The following is a 15,953-nucleotide window of genomic DNA, read 5'->3' on the forward strand; positions in this document are numbered from 1 at the left end:
GATCGCCATGCGTAACGTCCGCGAAACATATGGTTGACCACGGTGCAACATCGTGTCCATAGCGTCAACGCGGGCCTACCAGAAATAAGGAGACCAATCAGTGGCTGAAAAGACCGCCGACGACATCATCAAGCAGATCAAGGACGAGAAGGTCGAGTACGTCGACATTCGGTTCTGCGATCTGCCCGGCGTCGTCCAGCACTTCTCGATCCCGGCTTCGGCGTTCGACGAGAGCGTGTTCGAGGACGGCCTCGCATTCGACGGTTCGTCGGTGCGTGGGTTCCAGTCCATCCACGAATCGGACATGATGTTGCTGCCCGACCCGGCAACCGCACAGATCGATCCGTTCCGTGCCGCCAAGACGCTCAACCTCAACTTCTTCGTGCACGACCCGTTCACGCGGGAGGCGTACTCGCGCGATCCGCGCAACGTCGCCCGCAAGGCGGAGAACTACCTGGCCAGCACCGGCATCGCAGACACCTGCTTCTTCGGCGCCGAGGCCGAGTTCTACATCTTCGACTCGGTCAGCTTCGACTCGAAGATCAACGGCACTTTCTACGAGGTCGACTCCGAGTCGGGCTGGTGGAACACCGGTGAGCCGTTCGAGTCCGACGGCAGCCCCAACCTCGGCTACAAGGTGCGTCCGAAGGGCGGCTACTTCCCCGTCGCGCCGTACGACCACTACGTCGACCTGCGCGACGAGATGGCCACCAATCTGCAGAACGCCGGCTTCGTGCTGGAACGTGGCCACCACGAGGTCGGCACCGCGGGCCAGGCCGAGATCAACTACAAGTTCAACACGCTGCTGCACGCGGCCGACGATGTGCTGCTGTTCAAATACATCATCAAGAACACCGCGTGGAAGAACGGCAAGACCGTCACGTTCATGCCCAAGCCGCTGTTCGGCGACAACGGTTCGGGCATGCACGCCCACCAGTCTCTGTGGAAAGACGGCAAGCCGCTGTTCCACGACGAGTCGGGTTATGCCGGCCTGTCGGATATGGCGCGGCACTACATCGGCGGCATCCTGCACCACGCGCCGTCGCTGCTGGCGTTCACCAACCCGACGGTGAACTCCTACAAGCGTCTGGTTCCGGGTTACGAGGCGCCGATCAACCTGGTGTACAGCCAGCGCAACCGCTCGGCGTGTGTGCGTATCCCGATCACCGGCAACAATCCGAAGGCCAAGCGCCTCGAGTTCCGTTGCCCGGACAGTTCTGGCAACCCGTACCTGGCGTTCGCCGCCATGCTGATGGCAGGCATCGACGGCATCAAGAAGAAGATCGAGCCGCTGGCTCCGGTCGACAAGGATCTCTACGAGCTGCCGCCCGAGGAGGCCGCCAACATCCCGCAGGCACCGACATCGCTCGCCGCGGTCATCGACAAGCTCGAAGACGACCACGAGTACCTGACCGAGGGCGGGGTGTTCACCACCGACCTGATCGAGACGTGGATCTCCTACAAGCGGGAGAACGAGATCATGCCGATCCAGATCCGTCCGCATCCCTATGAGTTCTCGCTGTACTACGACGTATAAGTCAGCACCGCCGACGCGACGCATAAGTCGGCACCGCCGACGCGACGTATAAGAAACCGGGTGGCTGCTCCGCAAGGGGCGCCACCCGGTTTTTTTGTTATCACCTTGTTCGCGCGCAGATCATTCGGACCCTGGTCCGTGACGGTATTCTGCCCCCCATGACCCAGAATGTGGATGCCCGGTTGTCCCGCTTCTCGTCGCCCATGTTGAGCATCTTCCGCATCGTGTTCGGCTTGCTGTTCACGTTGCACGGCACCATGAAGCTGTTCGGCTTTCCTGTCGGCGAGGCGGTTCCCGTGGCCACCTGGCCGTATTGGTGGGCCGGGCTGATCGAGTTGGTCACCGGCCTGCTGATCACCGTCGGCTTCTTCACTCGGATCGCGGCGCTGGTCGCGGCCGGCCAGATGGCGGTGGCGTACTTCTGGCAGCACTGGGGCCTTTTCGGCGGCGAGCTGGGCAGCTTTTGGCCGGCAGAGAACGGCGGCGAGACCGCGCTGCTGTTCTGCTTCGGATTCCTGCTCTTGGCGACCACCGGAGCCGGCGCATGGTCGGTGGACGGTCAGCGGCGCGGGGCGGTGGCCACGGCGCGCTGAGAGGTCGGCCGACAACACCGAGCTCCCGGGGGTCAGTCTGGGTGTCAGGCGTCCCAATCGGTGCCGCAATCGGGACACTGGTACAGGCCCTCGGCGCGCAGACCGGGCGCCACGTGTTGATCCGCGGGCCCCAAAAGCTCGGCTTCGGTGCAACCGCACTCCGGACACACCTGGTTGTACACGCGCACGCGGTTCTCCAGGTCGTAGGTCAGGCCGATCACGATGACTCCCCCATCGTCGAATCGACCAACCTCCGCAACTCCCGATCCTCGTGAGCCTCGAGGCCGTGGCTGCGTATCGACATCACCAGCTGCTCGTCCTGGGGCAACTTCGTGCCGATCTTCGCGCTGGCGATCGTTCGGTGGCTACCTATCCGACCGGTACGGGCCGCGCGCAGTCGTGATCGTCACGCACGCAGCAGCTTTCGCCGTCGGCATGGCACTGACGGCGCTGTCGCTGACCGGACATGCCGGTCCGGCGACGCTGATCTGCACCGCGGCGATGTTCGGGGTCACCTACGCGCTGGCCAAACCCGCACTCAGCGCCCTGATCCCGGCACTGGTGCAAAATTCGTGCTGGCTCGGGCCGCCGGTGACCACCCCGGTCGTAGCTCTCGCAGACAGCGCTGATCTCTTCTTCGTTGAGCGGGAGTAGCTTTCCGCCGGTCTGCAGCGCGATTAGCAGCGTCCTGGCGTTCTCCTCGAGATCCAGGCAGTCCATGAACAACACGTCGAACCGGTCGGCCACCAGCACCGTCCCGTGTGACCGCAGCAGGCAGGCGTCGGCGTCGGCGAGCGTGCCGGCCACCGCATCACCCTGCTCACGAGTGCGGATGTGGGTGGGATCGGGATGCACCGCCAATCCGGCGGGATGCTTGTAGGCGAAGTGCCGCATGGGCATCAACGGCGTGTCGACCATCGAGAAAGACGTAGACAGCGTGGGATGCCCGTGGCAGACCATACCGATGTCGGGACGCGCGCGGTAAACCCCGGTGTGAATCGCTGTTTCGGCCGGTGGCGGCACGTCACCTTCGACGACTCCGCCGTCGAGATCGACCACCAAGATGTCCTCCTGCGTCAGCGATGCTCGGCTGAGGTCTCTGGGCTGGATCAGGATGAGGTCGGTGCCCGGGATTCGCGCGCTGACGTGACCGCTGTAGTCCAGCACTCCGGCGAACACGAGCAGGCGAGTGCAGGTGACGAGGGCCTCGCGCAGCTGGTCGACGGCTTCGGTGGTGGTCATGGCGATTCTTCGCTGGTCGGGAATGGGGTTGCGGTCACGAAGGATTCGGGCCGCAACAGGGCGCTCACCACGCCCGGCGCCGCTAGCTTCTCCTCGATCACGATTTCGGGGACCGGCCTGCCCGACACCAGTGCCAGCTGAGCCACCCGGACCGCTGCGGCGTAGCCGATCGCCGGAGTGAGTGCGGTGACGACTCCGATCGAGTTGACGACCGAGTCATACATCCGCTCGGCGTTGGCCGTGACACCGGGAATGCACCTTTCGACCAGCGTACTGCAGGCCGCGTTCAGGTGGCGCACCGACTTGAACAGGCTGTAGGCGATGATCGGTTCGAACGCGTTCAACTGCAGTTGGCCCGCCTCGGCGGCCATCGAAACGGTCACGTCGTTGCCGACCACTTCGAACGCCACCTGATTGACGACTTCCGGTATGACGGGGTTGACCTTCCCCGGCATGATGCTGGAGCCCGCCTGTACGGCGGGAAGATCTATTTCGTTCAGCCCCGCTCGCGGGCCGGAGGACAGCAGCCGCAGATCGTTGCAGATCTTGGACAGTTTCAGCGCCGTCCGTTTCAACACCCCGGAAACCTGGACGAAAGCGCCGACATCCTGGGTTGCCTCGACCAGATCTTCGGCGGTCAGCAGTGAGAGGCCGGTGATCTCACACAGCGTGCGGCAGGCCAACTCCGGGTATCGGCGCGGCGCATTGAGGCCGGTCCCGATCGCCGTGCCCCCGAGATTGATCTCCGACACCAGGCGTCGGGCCTCGGCGAGCCGCTGCGCGTCTTCGGAAACCATGACCGCATACGTGCCGAACTCCTGACCGAGCGTCATGGGGACTGCATCCTGCAGCTGAGTTCGTCCCATTTTGACGATGTCTCGGAACTGGCTGGCTTTAGCGCCGAAGGCGGCGGCGACGTCGAGCAACGTCATGCCCAACCCGGCAAGTTGCACCTGCAGGGCCACCTTGATCGCCGTCGGATAACAATCGTTGGTGCTCTGACTGAGGTTGACGTGCTCGAGCGGACTCAAGTGCGCGTAGTCCCCCTTCGGCCGGCCGAGCAACTCCAGCGCGCGGTTGGCGATCACCTCGTTGGCGTTCATGTTGGACGACGTGCCCGCCCCACCCTGTACAACATCGACGACAAAACTGGAATGCAGGGCGCCGCGCCGAATCTCCTCGCAGGCCTGCACTATCGCCGAAGCGCGCCGGTCGTCGAGCAGGCCGAGCTCCCTGTTCGCGGATGCCGCAGCCTGTTTCACCGACGCCAACGCGATGACGAACTCCGGCCAGTCCGACAATGCGACACCGGTGATTGCGAAATTCTGCCCGGCTCGGACGGTGTGAATACCGTAATAGGCTCCGGCAGGCACCTCCAACGACCCCAGCGCATCCGACTCGAGACGCCCGCACCCCAGGTCGTCGACGACGACTCCGGCCACCGCCTCATTCACCAAGTTCAACTCCTCAGATGCGGAAGGACCTCTCGGCCGAGCAGTTCGATCTGCTCGAAGAACCGGTCGAACTTGAACCGGAAGTCGAACACGAGGTGTTCGGTTCCCAGATCCTCGAACTTCTTGACCTCGGCCACCGCTTCCTGCGGGTTGCCTACGATCAGCTGTCCCTCGAGATCCTCGACGGTCTCGAATGTGCCGGACGGCGGTTTGACGGCGAACTTGGCCTTATTCGCCCACGCGAGCAGGCCGGGGATGTTGACGTGCTTGAGCGCCTCCTCGCGGGTCTCCTCGATACTGGTCGGCGGGATCACGGCGATGGTGGGCATCTTCTTGTCCTGCTCATCGGCCAGCTTGCGCATGGTGTCGATCCGTTTGGCCATGGTGCCCAGCGCAATTCGGCCTGGCATCCAGCCGTCGCAGAACTCTACTGCCAGCCTTGCCGACCGCGGCGTGCCGCCGCAGTACCAGAACGGGATCCGCCCGCCCACCGGTTTCGGTTCGATGGTGACGTTGTTGAACGTGAAGTTGTCATCGGAGTAGTCGACATCGTTCTCGGTGAACACGCGTCGCAGGATCTCCGCGTTCGACCGAACCAGCTCCACCCGGTCGCGATCACCCCATTCGATCGCCTCGAACTCGTGATCGAACGTTCCGGCGCCGAAACCGAGGATCAGCCGCGGCCCGACGAGCTGGGTCATGGTGCCTGCCATCAGCGCCGTCACCAGCGGATGCCGGAACGGGATCAGCGAGCCGGTGCCGAGTTCGATCCGATTTGTCACCGCTCCGATGGCAGTCAGGGTCGTGAGCGCGTCGTAGAAGGTGCGGTTGGGCTTCTCCATCTCGCCGTGCGGCTCGAAGACCAGGTGATCACGAACCCAGACCGAATCGAAGCCGACGTCCTCGGCGAGCTTCGACCCTTCCAGCAGCTTCTCTTTGTCAGCGTGCTCACCGAAATGCGGCAGCAGCAGTCCGAACTTCATGTGTGGTCCTTTCGTGTCAGGCGTTCGCCGTGGCGAGACGACCGTGCCCGGGCTTTCCGATTACCTGCCCGTCGCCGAAGACTTCTTCGCCGCGAACAAACGTCCGATCGATATTCGCCGTGATGGACCGCCCGTCGTAGGGCGTCCACCCGCAGCGGGACAACACACCCTCGTCGGCGATGGTCCACTTCGACTTCATGTCTGCGACCACAAGATCAGCGTCTGCGCCGACCTGAATGGCGCCCTTGGTGCCCCAGAGCCCGAATTCTTCAGCCGGCCGGGTCGCCACCAGCGACACCACCCGATCCAGGGAGATTTTGCCCTGGTTCACCGCGTCGAGCAGCAAGGGATAGTAGTACTGAATCCCTGGGGTGCCCGTATGGCAGCTCCACATCTCTGTCCATCCCACCTCCTTCTCCTGACGCGTGTGCGGCGCGTGGTCGGAGGAGCAGATGTCGATCGTGCCGTCGACCATGCCTTCCCACACTGCGTTTCGGCCCTCATCTGGCACCCAGTAAGACAGTGCGTAAGGGCCGAGGCGCTCGACGTCTTCCCAGGTCGACAGGAACGGCGCCCAGTGGTTCACCTCACACGTGACATCGATTCCCGCGGCCTTGGCGCGTCGCACGGCCTCGATCGAACGCTTGGTCTGCATGTGCGCAATGTGCACGGGACACCCGGAAGCCTCCGCCAACCGCAACACCACATCGATCGCGGTGTCCCAGATGACGCCAGAACGGGCGGCATATGCCGAGGCATAGCCTTTGGGGGTGTTGTCGCCACGAGCCAGATACTCGCCCTCGATGTAGTCCATCAGGGCTTGGTCGTGCGGATGGATGATGAAGCGCTTACCCGTCTTCGCGATCAGGTCCATCATCCGCAACAGTTCGCCGTGGTCGTGCATACCGGTGCCTGCGGGATGCGGATAGGTGCGGCCGGTGTCGACCACCATGTAGATCTTGTAGGCCTGCACACCCATGTCCGACATCGCCTGGATCTCGCCGTATTTCGTCGGCGCCGGGTTGTGGTTGTAGTCAACGATCGATGTCCGCGAGTAACGCTCGAATACATCGGTCAGAGTCTCGACGTCATTGGTGGGCGGACTCAGGTTGGGCATGCCGAAGATCGTCGTCACGCCGCCGACCGCAGCCTGGCGGCTGGTGGTCTCGATGTCCTCCTTGTGCTCGAAACCCGGCTCCCGGGTGTGCACGTGGACATCGACCATCCCCGGCAGCACCACCTTCCCCGCGGCGTCGACAACACGGCCGGCGTCCACCGGCAGGGAGCCGTCGACCAGGCCGACGATCTTCCCGCCGTCGACCAGCACATCGGCGTTGATGCTGCCCGCGGGTGTCAGGACCGTTCCGCCGGTCAGTTTCAAATCAATGGTCATCGTTGGTCTCCTGTCGTGACGGCGATCGTGGTGCTCTGGGTGATGGTGCTCTGCACGTCGAGATCGATTGGTGTGACAAAGGTGTCGAACCACCCCACGATTCGGGGAGTGGTCTGCTCCCAGTACTTGTCGTAGGCGGCGTAGTGGGTGGTGTTGCGCTGCAGGATCAGTTCTTTGGGTCCTGCAGCGGCGTCGTAGAGCGCCACAGCGTGATCGGTGGGTGTGGTGGCATCCTTGTCCACACCGATCACCAGCAAGGGGGTAGTCATGCCGGCTGCGGCTTCGAGTGGTCGGTAGGCGCGGATCTCCTCGGCGCACGAAAGCGGGACGCTGGAGGGAATGCGGTCATCGACATCGGCCTTGACCTTGGTGGTCCGACGTTCGGCGGTGGGCACCATGATCTCCTCGCGGGGGTGAACCATGCGCCCACTGCCTTCCACGACCCTGATGCGGCGGTCGGCCTCTAGGTCTGCCAGAAATGCCAACCAATCGGACTCCGAGCGCATCCGGTGCAGCCAATCGTCGCCGTCGGCGACCGGAACCTGACTGACTGCGGCCTTGATTCGCTTGTCCTTGGCCGCCAGCAGCACGGCGTTACCGCCGCCGGTGCCGCCCGTCCCGAACACGCCGATCGCATCGGCGATGACGTCCTCGCGAGTGGTCAGGTAGGTGACCGCGTTGACGAGGTCGGTCAATTGCCACGACGGTGAAAGGTAGCCGCGGTCACCCTCGGACTCCCCGAAGCCGCGGTAGTCGAAGACGAACACTCCGAACCCCGCAGCGGTGAGTGCCTCATGGTAGCGGACATACAGGTTGGCGTCCTTCAACCCCAGCCAACCCGGACCCTGCACGATCGCGCGGACCGGCCCTGACATCTCATCTGGGGTACGCCACAACGCGGCGAGCCGCTGCCCTTCGCTGTAGAAGGTGACCGGTGTAGTGCGCATCGCGCGGGCTTCTCCTTGCGTTCGAGGGATCTCTGACGACTCTGGAATACATCTTATATACAAGATCCAAATTGAGGAACGGCTAGGGCATTCCGATTCGGCTATTGCCCGCACCATCAGCGGGCCCACTCTCCAGCCTGCGTTGACTCCGCGCGACGTTTTGGGCCACACCCGCACCCAGCAGGCCGGCGCCGGCGAACACCAAGAAGGTCGTCGAGATCGGCAGTGCCAGCGTCGCGGCGCCGAACACCAACGGCGAGACAAACTTTCCGATGTTTCGCACCGTTCCGGTCAGGCCGACGTAGGCCATTCGCGATCCCGCGGGCGCCATTTCGTTGACCAGCACGTTGTGCGCCACTCCGTAGACGCCGTCCTGGATACCGTAGATCAGCAGCCCGATCGCCACCATCCACACCGAGTCAGCCAAACCGAACAGGACCAGGCTGATCGCGATCAGTAGCATGCAGGCCAGGATCATCTCCGAGGAGCGCAGCCGCGACGCCAGCCGTTCCGACAACAACGCCGTGATGGCCGCAAGCGCGCTGGACACCCCGATGAGCTGTCCGAGCAGTGCCGCCGACATCCCGACCTGGTCCACCGCGAGCACGGGTGTGTAGGTCAACACCGAGAACTTGAAGATGAACCTCGCCGCAGCCAGAATCTGGACTCCGACGATCGCCGGAGCCTTCCACACCGACTCCGCAGGAACGTCGGCGCCTTTGGCGCTCTTGCTATTCCGTATATCAGGCAGCACGAACCACGCGACAACGGCCAATGGCAGCGTGAACAGCTGCAGACCGAAAGGCGCGTACCAGGCGAGGGCCAGCAGAAATCCGCCGGCGACCGGGAACAGCGCCTCCGAGGCCGCCATCGCCACTATCCGCCGACTCTGCCCCCGATGGGCGGCCGGTCCCGACGGCACCACCGAACCGATGATGCCGACGGTCACCGACAACAACGCCCCGAACACGATGCCCTGGACAAACCGCACCGCCAGCAGCGTCGGCAGGTCATGGGCGAACAGGAGCAGGCCGCCACCCAGGCCGAATATCACCAGACCGGCCACCACGACTTTGCGCGCGCCGATCCGTTGGGTCAGGACTCCGGCGGCGAATGCCGAGAACACACCCGGCAGCAGATAGACCCCGGCGATGAGGCCGATCTCGAAATTGTCCAAGCCGAAGTGATCACGAATGGCCGGGATCGCCGGGACGATGCCCTGCATCCCCGACGTGAGGAAGCCGGCGGTCAGACTAGCGACCCAGATGACCGCCCACGGCCGCTGCGCACGCGTCGTCGACTGTGTCATCAATCCCTCTCCCACCTATTCTCATCGCCAAACCTTCTGCAACTCCCTCAGTACGACAGCAGCATCGCGCCCTGGAGTGGCACGCCGCGGAGAGTGTGAAACACCAAACACACGGTGGCCGAAGCTAATACGGTCGTTATCAGCGTCGTCCTCCAACTCTCTGCGGTGACCAGTCGCAGAAGCGCGAGAAGGGCGAGTGGGACCGCGAACTCGATTCCTAGCAGCACGGTCATCGACCGGTCCCTCGACCAGTTGAGGGGCTGCTTCGGCGAGTGGCAGGGGCCCGCTGTCGACAGCCGCCATGGCAGCGGGGGCGCCCGAATTCCCGGATCAAGTTCGGTCCAGGTGTCAACCCATGGATCACCATGGCGCCCATGATGACGCCCAGTCCGAACTACTCGGTATCCCGAAGTCCAGATGGCGCGCATCGCCTCGACGAACTCATCGGTCATCTGGGCGCGTGCCGAGAAGGGCACACCGAATACGTCGAACTCGCTCGACTCCTTGGAGGCCTTGGAGCCGAGGCCGACGCCGGCGATCAATCGCCCGCCCGACAGATGGTCGAGAGTCGCCAACTGTTTGGCGGCGTAGATCAGGTTGCGGGTCGGCATCACCAAACAGGCCACACCGATTCTTACCCGCTCGGTTTTGGCCGCAAGGTAGCCGATGGTAGTGAGCGCTTCGTAGAAATCCGCGGATTGGCTGTCGTCGAGCGCCTCGTGCCCACCTGAGGAGATGTGGTGGCGGTGCATCTCGTTGCTCCACACGACGTGGTCGTGGAGGAATATCGAATCGAACCCCATCCCTTCGGCTTCGACCGCCGCACGGGTGATGTTCGCGACGGATGAGAGCGGGCCCGAGTTGGGCACTCGCACCCCGAAAGCGACGTTCGACATTAAAACTCCTTGATCTGATTTGCCAGGCGCCAACCAGATAGTATCCAAAATTTAAGATCAACGGGACCGACTCGGTATCACTCAGGTAAAAGAAATCCCGGGCTGCCGACCTAGCGCCAACGACGAAGCGCCCCCGGAAAATCCGAAGGCGCATCGTGAGAGGTCAGGCGACGACTAGGCCGGGGCCTTCTCCTCGGCGGCGACGATCCCCTGCAGCTTCTGCGACACCTTCCGAAGGTGGATCACCAGCCACGCAGTCGCCGATTCGACGTCGTGCGCGCGCAACTGGGCGATCAGCTCTTCGTGGCTGTGGTGCTCATCGACGCGCTGCAGCAGCAGGTACCGCCCCACCGAACCGCGCAACATATTCACTTGCGCCAGCGCCCGCGGCCGATTGGCGCGACGGTAGAGCTCCTCGTAGAGCCGAAACCGCAGCTCCAGCCGCTTGCCGAGCTCTGAAGTCTCCTCCAGTTCATGGGCGATCGACTCCAGCCGGTCGACCAGGGCGTCATCGAGATCGGCCATCGCAAGTTTCAGCAGGTAGGACTCCAGCAAGATGCGCAATTCGTAGATCTCGTTGATCTCTTCCGGCAGCAAAACCGAGACCGACGCGCCCCTGTGATGGTTAATTCGCACCAGCCCTTCGTTTTCCAACTGCCGCAGGCTGGCCCGCACCGGCATGCGGCTGACGCCGAGCGACTCGGCGATGGTGTCGAGGTTGAGCCGCTGCCCCGGCGGGAAGATGCCCTGGAGGATGGCCTCACGGATGAATGCCTGCGTCATGTCCTCGACAGACTGGAACGTCCCCCGGACCGACTCCGCGATCCGACTGAGATTCTGAGTCTCCGCCTCAGAAAGCGCACTATCGGCGCTGCGCGCCATCTTTCCTCCCTCGCACCGTTGCTCGCCTGTGTCGCACCAAGAGCTGGAACCCGGGCGAGACTTCAATATTGCATTTTAGATCAAGTACCTCGGAAGTCTGCGCAGGACGGGTTCAATCCGACTCGGGAAGGTCGTTCATCAGCCGCCACACCCGCTCCGGGGTCAGCGGCAACCGAGTCGGCCACCGCCCGGTGGCCTGCGCCACCGCCGACGCCACCGCGCCGCCGATGGGGTTGAGCTGTCCTTCGCCCGCGCCCTTTGGCGCCGTAGGGCCCGACACCGTCTCGGCGTTCGGCGATCATCAGGTCGATTCGCCTGGCCACGTCGCCGGTCCGCGGCACCCGGCAGTCGACCACGTTGGCGTTGGCGAGCTGGGGACCGTCGTACACCAGCTCCTCGAACAGCGCCGCCCCCAGACCCTAAGTCGCCGCGCCGAGGTCCTGCCCCTCCACCGCTTGGGGGTTGATGGCAAAAGCCGAGGTCGGCACAGGTGACCAACTGGTCCACCGTGACGTATCCGGTTTCGGGTCGATTTCGACGGCCACGCCCACACGCCGTCGACGACGATCGTCGAACCGTCCTGCTCGGGGCGCTCCTGCATGGTGGCCACGACCAGCAGCCGCGATCCGACCTGGCGGTCCTCACCGATCGCTTTGACCTTCAGCGACTGCCCCGAGACTACGTCGCTGACGGTCACGTCGAGGTTGGCGCGCAGTTTGAACGGTCCGAGCCGGTCCATCAACACCGCGGTGTACTTGCTCAGCGGCTCCAACTCGACGGCGTCCTCCACCACCGAGACCCAGCCGACCAGGCGGAGGACGTCGACAAGCGCAGTCCAGGCATCGACAGGGGCGGCCTTGACTGACAAGTCACGATGAAATTCCGTCCGCGGCATGGGGCGGCCTACAATTACGCTGACAAGCATGAATTTTTGATACAACTTAGGACGGCAGGCCAGGGAGCGCAACCGGCCCATATGCGAGTCAACCACACTTGCCCCAACCGACCTGAAGCCTTGGTGGCACGGTTATGATTTAATATCCAAAGTGCGAGTGTCCGAGGGCTCCGCCACCGGCTGATGCCAAATAGGCTGGGCGCAACGATGCCTGCACTCGACTGCGACGTGGGAAGGCGCGGCACTGCCAGTGAGGTCCGTTCCACCACTCGCCCGTCAACCGACTTCGGCGGCTTTGCGCCGGGTGTTGCGGCGCGCCCGGGACGGGGTGGCGCTCAACGTCCAGGAGGCCGCGACCGCGATGACGGCGCGCGGCGGCGATCTGGCCGATCTGTGCTCCTCTGCGGCACGGGTGCGTGACGCTGGGCTGACCTCGAATGACCGCCGCGGCGCGACTGGCCGGCTACCGATCAGCTATTCGCGCAAGGTCTTCATCCCGATCACCCGGCTGTGCCGGGACAAATGCCACTACTGCACTTTCGTGACCGCGCCCGGCCGGCTCCAGGCCCAGGGCAAAAGCCTGTACCTCGAGCCCGACGAGATCGTCGCGCTCGCGCGGCGCGGCGGCGAGCTGGGCTGCAAGGAAGCGCTTTTCACACTCGGGGATCGACCGGAGACCCGGTGGCCGCAGGCACAGCAATGGCTCAATGAGCGCGGCTACGACTCCACCCTGGAGTATGTGCGCGCCATGGCGATCCGGGTGCTGGAGGAGACGGGCCTGCTCCCCCACCTGAACCCCGGCGTGCTGAGCTGGGCGGAGCTGTCGCAGCTCAAGCCGGTGGCGCCTTCGATGGGCATGATGCTGGAGACCACGTCGCGGCGATTGTTCCAGACCAGGGGTGAGGCGCACTACGGCAGCGTGGACAAGGACCCCGAGGTCCGGCTGCGCACCCTGGCCGACGCCGGCCGGCTGTCCATACCCTTCACCACGGGTCTGCTCGTCGGGATCGGGGAGACGCTGACCGAGCGGGCGGACACGATTCACGCGGTACGGCGCTCGCACAAGGAGTTCGGGCACATTCAGGAAGTCATCGTGCAGAATTTCCTGGCCAAAGACCACACCGCGATGGCCGCAACGCCGGATGCCGCCATCGACGACTTCCTTGCCACCGTCGCGGTCACCCGGCTGGTGCTGGGACCCACGATGCGGGTACAGACGCCGCCGAACCTGGTCTCGCGGGCCGAGTGCCTGGCGCTGGTCGGCGCCGGTGCCGACGACTGGGGCGGGCTCTCACCGCTCACCCACGATCACGTGAATCCCGAGCGGCCGTGGCCTGCCCTCGACGAACTGGCGTCGGTGACCGCCGAGGCTGGTTACGACCTGGTTGAGCGGCTAACCGCGCAGCCACGCTATGTGCTGGCCGATGCCGCCTGGATCGACCCCCGCGTGCGTGCCCATGTGGCCGCGCTGACCGATCCGGACACCGGCTGGGCACTCGACATCAACCCCGCGGGGCTGCCGTGGCAGGAGCCCGACGAGGCGGCCGAGTCGCTGGGCCGCACCGATCTGCACACCGCCATCGATGGCGATGGGCGCCGCACCCAGACCCGCTCAGACCTCGACAACGCCTTCGGTGACTGGGATTCCATTCGCGGCAAGGTCGGGGAACTGGCCGCTCGCGCCCCCGAACGCATCGCCACCGATGTGCTGGCCGCGCTGCGGTCCGCCGACCGAGATCCCGCAGGCTGCACAGATGACGAGTATCTGGCACTGGCCGCGGCCGACGGCGCGGCGCTGGACGCGGTCACCGCGCTGGCCGACGCCCTGCGTGCCGATGCCGTCGGTGACGACGTCACCTTCGTGGTGAATCGCAACATCAACTTCACCAACATCTGCTATACCGGCTGCCGGTTCTGCGCGTTCGCACAACGCAAAGGCGACGCGGACGCGTTCTCTCTGTCGACCGCCGAAGTGGCTGCCCGTGCTGCCGAGGCGCGCCTGGCCGGGGCCACCGAGGTGTGCATGCAGGGTGGCATCGATCCCGAACTGCCCGTCACCGGTTACGCCGACCTGATCCGTGCGATCAAGAAGCGCGTGCCGTCGATGCACGTGCACGCGTTCTCCCCCATGGAGATCGCTCACGGCGTGAGCCGCAGCGGGTTGTCGATCCGCGAATGGCTGACCAGCCTGCGCGAGGCCGGCTTGGACTCCATACCCGGCACCGCCGCCGAGATCCTCGACGACGAGGTCCGCTGGGTCCTCACCAAAGGCAAACTGCCGACCTCGATGTGGATCGAGGTAGTGACCACCGCGCATCAGGTCGGCCTGCGTTCGAGCTCGACGATGATGTACGGCCATGTCGACACCCCTCGGCATTGGGTGGGGCATCTGAACGTGCTGCGCAAGATCCAGGACCAGACCGGCGGTTTCACCGAGTTCGTGCCGCTGCCGTTCATACACCAGAACTCGCCGCTCTACCTGGCCGGCGCCGCACGCCCCGGGCCCACCCACCGAGACAACCGCGCCGTCCACGCACTGGCTCGGATCATGCTGCACGGCAGGATCTCCCACGTCCAAACCAGCTGGGTCAAGTTGGGTGTCGCTCGCGCCCAGGTGATGCTCGGCGGTGGCGCCGACGACCTCGGCGGCACCCTGATGGAGGAGACCATCTCCAGAATGGCTGGCTCTGAGCACGGCTCGGCCAAGACCGTCGATGAGCTCGTGGCGATCGCCGAGGGCATCGGCCGACCCGCCCGCCAACGCACCACCACCTACGCCACCACCAGCAACCAGTGAGGAGAACCCAGTGGCAGAACTGAAGTTGGGATACAAGGCGTCTGCGGAGCAGTTCGCCCCCCGCGAGCTCGTCGAGTTGGCGGTGCTGGCCGAGTCCCACGGCATGAACAGCGCGACGGTCAGTGATCACTTCCAGCCCTGGCGGCACCAGGGCGGGCACGCGCCGTTCTCGCTGGCCTGGATGACCGCGGTCGGCGAGCGCACCCAACGTCTGCTCCTGGGCACCTCGGTGCTGACCCCGACGTTCCGCTACAACCCGGCCGTCATCGCGCAGGCCTTCGCCACGATGGCGTGCCTGTATCCGGACCGGATCTTCCTGGGTGTGGGCACCGGTGAGGCGCTCAACGAGATCGCCACCGGGTTCACGGGCGACTGGCCCGAGTTCAAGGAACGCTACGCGCGGCTGCGCGAGTCGGTGCGGTTGATGCGCGAGCTGTGGCTGGGCGACCGCGTCGATTTCGATGGCGACTACTACTACCTCAAGGGCGCCTCCATCTACGACGTGCCCGACGGTGGCGTGCCCATCTACATCGCCGCGGGCGGGCCGCAGGTGGCCAAGTACGCCGGGCGGGCCGGCGACGGGTTCATCTGCACCTCGGGCAAGGGCGAAGAGCTGTACAAGGACAAGCTCATCCCGGCCGTGCGAGAGGGCGCCGAGGCCGCCGGAATGAACCCCGACGACGTCGACCGGATGATCGAGATCAAGATCTCCTACGACACCGATCCTGAACTGGCGCTGGAGAACACCCGGTTCTGGGCACCGCTGTCGCTGACCGCCGAACAGAAGCACAGCATCGACGACCCCATCGAGATGGAGAAGGCCGCCGACGCGTTGCCCATCGAGCAGGTGGCCAAGCGCTGGATCGTGGCCTCGGACCCTGACGAAGCCGTCGAAAAGGTCGCCGACTACGTCGGCTACGGGTTCAACCACCTTGTCTTCCACGCCCCCGGTCACGACCAGCGCCGCTTCCTGGAACTCTTCGGCCGAGACCTCGAACCGCGGCTTCGCAAACTCCGATAGCGGG

15 protein-coding genes are annotated in these 15,953 nt (G+C 64.6%); 4 read left to right on the forward strand and 11 right to left on the reverse strand.

Annotation, left to right across the window (positions count from 1 at the left end; genetic code table 11):
- Positions 1 to 100 precede the first annotated feature (100 nt).
- Positions 101 to 1,537: a type I glutamate--ammonia ligase gene (gene glnA / locus BEMPMBAN_RS20580; protein WP_159233110.1), complete on the forward strand. Its 1,437-nt coding sequence runs from the start codon at positions 101 to 103 to the stop codon at positions 1,535 to 1,537.
- A gap of 158 nt (positions 1,538 to 1,695) precedes the next feature.
- On the forward strand, positions 1,696 to 2,130 hold the full coding sequence (locus tag BEMPMBAN_RS20585; protein ID WP_159233111.1) for a DoxX family protein: 435 nt from the start codon (positions 1,696 to 1,698) through the stop codon (positions 2,128 to 2,130).
- Between the two features lie 44 nt (positions 2,131 to 2,174).
- Here the strand turns inward: BEMPMBAN_RS20585 and BEMPMBAN_RS20590 are convergent, their stop codons facing one another.
- The 11 genes from BEMPMBAN_RS20590 to BEMPMBAN_RS20640 form a co-directional block, all read right to left on the reverse strand.
- The gene (locus BEMPMBAN_RS20590; protein ID WP_159233112.1) at positions 2,175 to 2,351 is read right to left on the reverse strand and encodes a rubredoxin; all 177 of its coding nucleotides are present in this window, start codon (positions 2,349 to 2,351) and stop codon (positions 2,175 to 2,177) included.
- Between the two features lie 148 nt (positions 2,352 to 2,499).
- Positions 2,500 to 3,372 carry a class II aldolase/adducin family protein gene (locus BEMPMBAN_RS20595; RefSeq protein WP_159233113.1) on the reverse strand — a complete coding sequence of 291 codons (873 nt, stop codon included), beginning with the start codon at positions 3,370 to 3,372 and terminating at the stop codon, positions 2,500 to 2,502.
- A complete protein-coding gene (locus BEMPMBAN_RS20600; protein WP_425294997.1) occupies positions 3,369 to 4,826 on the reverse strand; it encodes an aspartate ammonia-lyase in 1,458 nt (485 codons plus the stop codon). Before BEMPMBAN_RS20600 ends, BEMPMBAN_RS20595 begins: the two co-directional genes overlap by 4 nt.
- A gap of 5 nt (positions 4,827 to 4,831) precedes the next feature.
- Complete coding sequence (locus tag BEMPMBAN_RS20605) at positions 4,832 to 5,809, reverse strand: LLM class flavin-dependent oxidoreductase (RefSeq protein WP_159233114.1); 978 nt, start codon at positions 5,807 to 5,809, stop codon at positions 4,832 to 4,834.
- Between the two features lie 16 nt (positions 5,810 to 5,825).
- Entirely contained in the window at positions 5,826 to 7,202 is a 1,377-nt protein-coding gene (locus BEMPMBAN_RS20610; RefSeq protein WP_159233115.1) for a dihydroorotase, read from the reverse strand.
- Positions 7,199 to 8,149 (reverse strand): alpha/beta hydrolase, encoded by a 951-nt coding sequence (locus BEMPMBAN_RS20615; protein WP_159233116.1) that lies wholly within the window; start codon positions 8,147 to 8,149, stop codon positions 7,199 to 7,201. Before BEMPMBAN_RS20615 ends, BEMPMBAN_RS20610 begins: the two co-directional genes overlap by 4 nt.
- Before the next feature lie 82 nt (positions 8,150 to 8,231).
- Positions 8,232 to 9,458 (reverse strand): MFS transporter, encoded by a 1,227-nt coding sequence (locus BEMPMBAN_RS20620; protein WP_159233117.1) that lies wholly within the window; start codon positions 9,456 to 9,458, stop codon positions 8,232 to 8,234.
- A 47-nt stretch (positions 9,459 to 9,505) separates the two neighbouring features.
- Positions 9,506 to 10,354 (reverse strand): LLM class flavin-dependent oxidoreductase, encoded by an 849-nt coding sequence (locus BEMPMBAN_RS20625; protein ID WP_159233118.1) that lies wholly within the window; start codon positions 10,352 to 10,354, stop codon positions 9,506 to 9,508.
- 174 nt (positions 10,355 to 10,528) lie between these two features.
- Positions 10,529 to 11,236: a GntR family transcriptional regulator gene (locus BEMPMBAN_RS20630; protein WP_159233119.1), complete on the reverse strand. Its 708-nt coding sequence runs from the start codon at positions 11,234 to 11,236 to the stop codon at positions 10,529 to 10,531.
- A 112-nt stretch (positions 11,237 to 11,348) separates the two neighbouring features.
- Complete coding sequence (locus tag BEMPMBAN_RS20635; protein ID WP_159233120.1) at positions 11,349 to 11,516, reverse strand: hypothetical protein; 168 nt, start codon at positions 11,514 to 11,516, stop codon at positions 11,349 to 11,351.
- A 21-nt stretch (positions 11,517 to 11,537) separates the two neighbouring features.
- Complete coding sequence (locus tag BEMPMBAN_RS20640) at positions 11,538 to 12,104, reverse strand: SRPBCC family protein (protein ID WP_159233121.1); 567 nt, start codon at positions 12,102 to 12,104, stop codon at positions 11,538 to 11,540.
- Positions 12,105 to 12,375: 271 nt separating this feature from the next.
- On the opposite strand from BEMPMBAN_RS20640, the gene BEMPMBAN_RS20645 reads away from it, so the two are divergent.
- Both BEMPMBAN_RS20645 and fgd read left to right on the forward strand, forming a co-directional pair.
- Positions 12,376 to 14,928, forward strand: coding sequence for a bifunctional FO biosynthesis protein CofGH (locus BEMPMBAN_RS20645; protein ID WP_200846065.1), 2,553 nt, complete (start codon positions 12,376 to 12,378; stop codon positions 14,926 to 14,928).
- Between the two features lie 10 nt (positions 14,929 to 14,938).
- Positions 14,939 to 15,949 (forward strand): glucose-6-phosphate dehydrogenase (coenzyme-F420), encoded by a 1,011-nt coding sequence (gene fgd, locus BEMPMBAN_RS20650; protein WP_159233122.1) that lies wholly within the window; start codon positions 14,939 to 14,941, stop codon positions 15,947 to 15,949.
- The last annotated feature ends 4 nt before the right edge of the window (positions 15,950 to 15,953 follow it).

It is taken from the genome of Mycolicibacterium austroafricanum, from assembly GCF_902705885.1.
GTDB classification, from domain to species: domain Bacteria; phylum Actinomycetota; class Actinomycetes; order Mycobacteriales; family Mycobacteriaceae; genus Mycobacterium; species Mycobacterium vanbaalenii_A.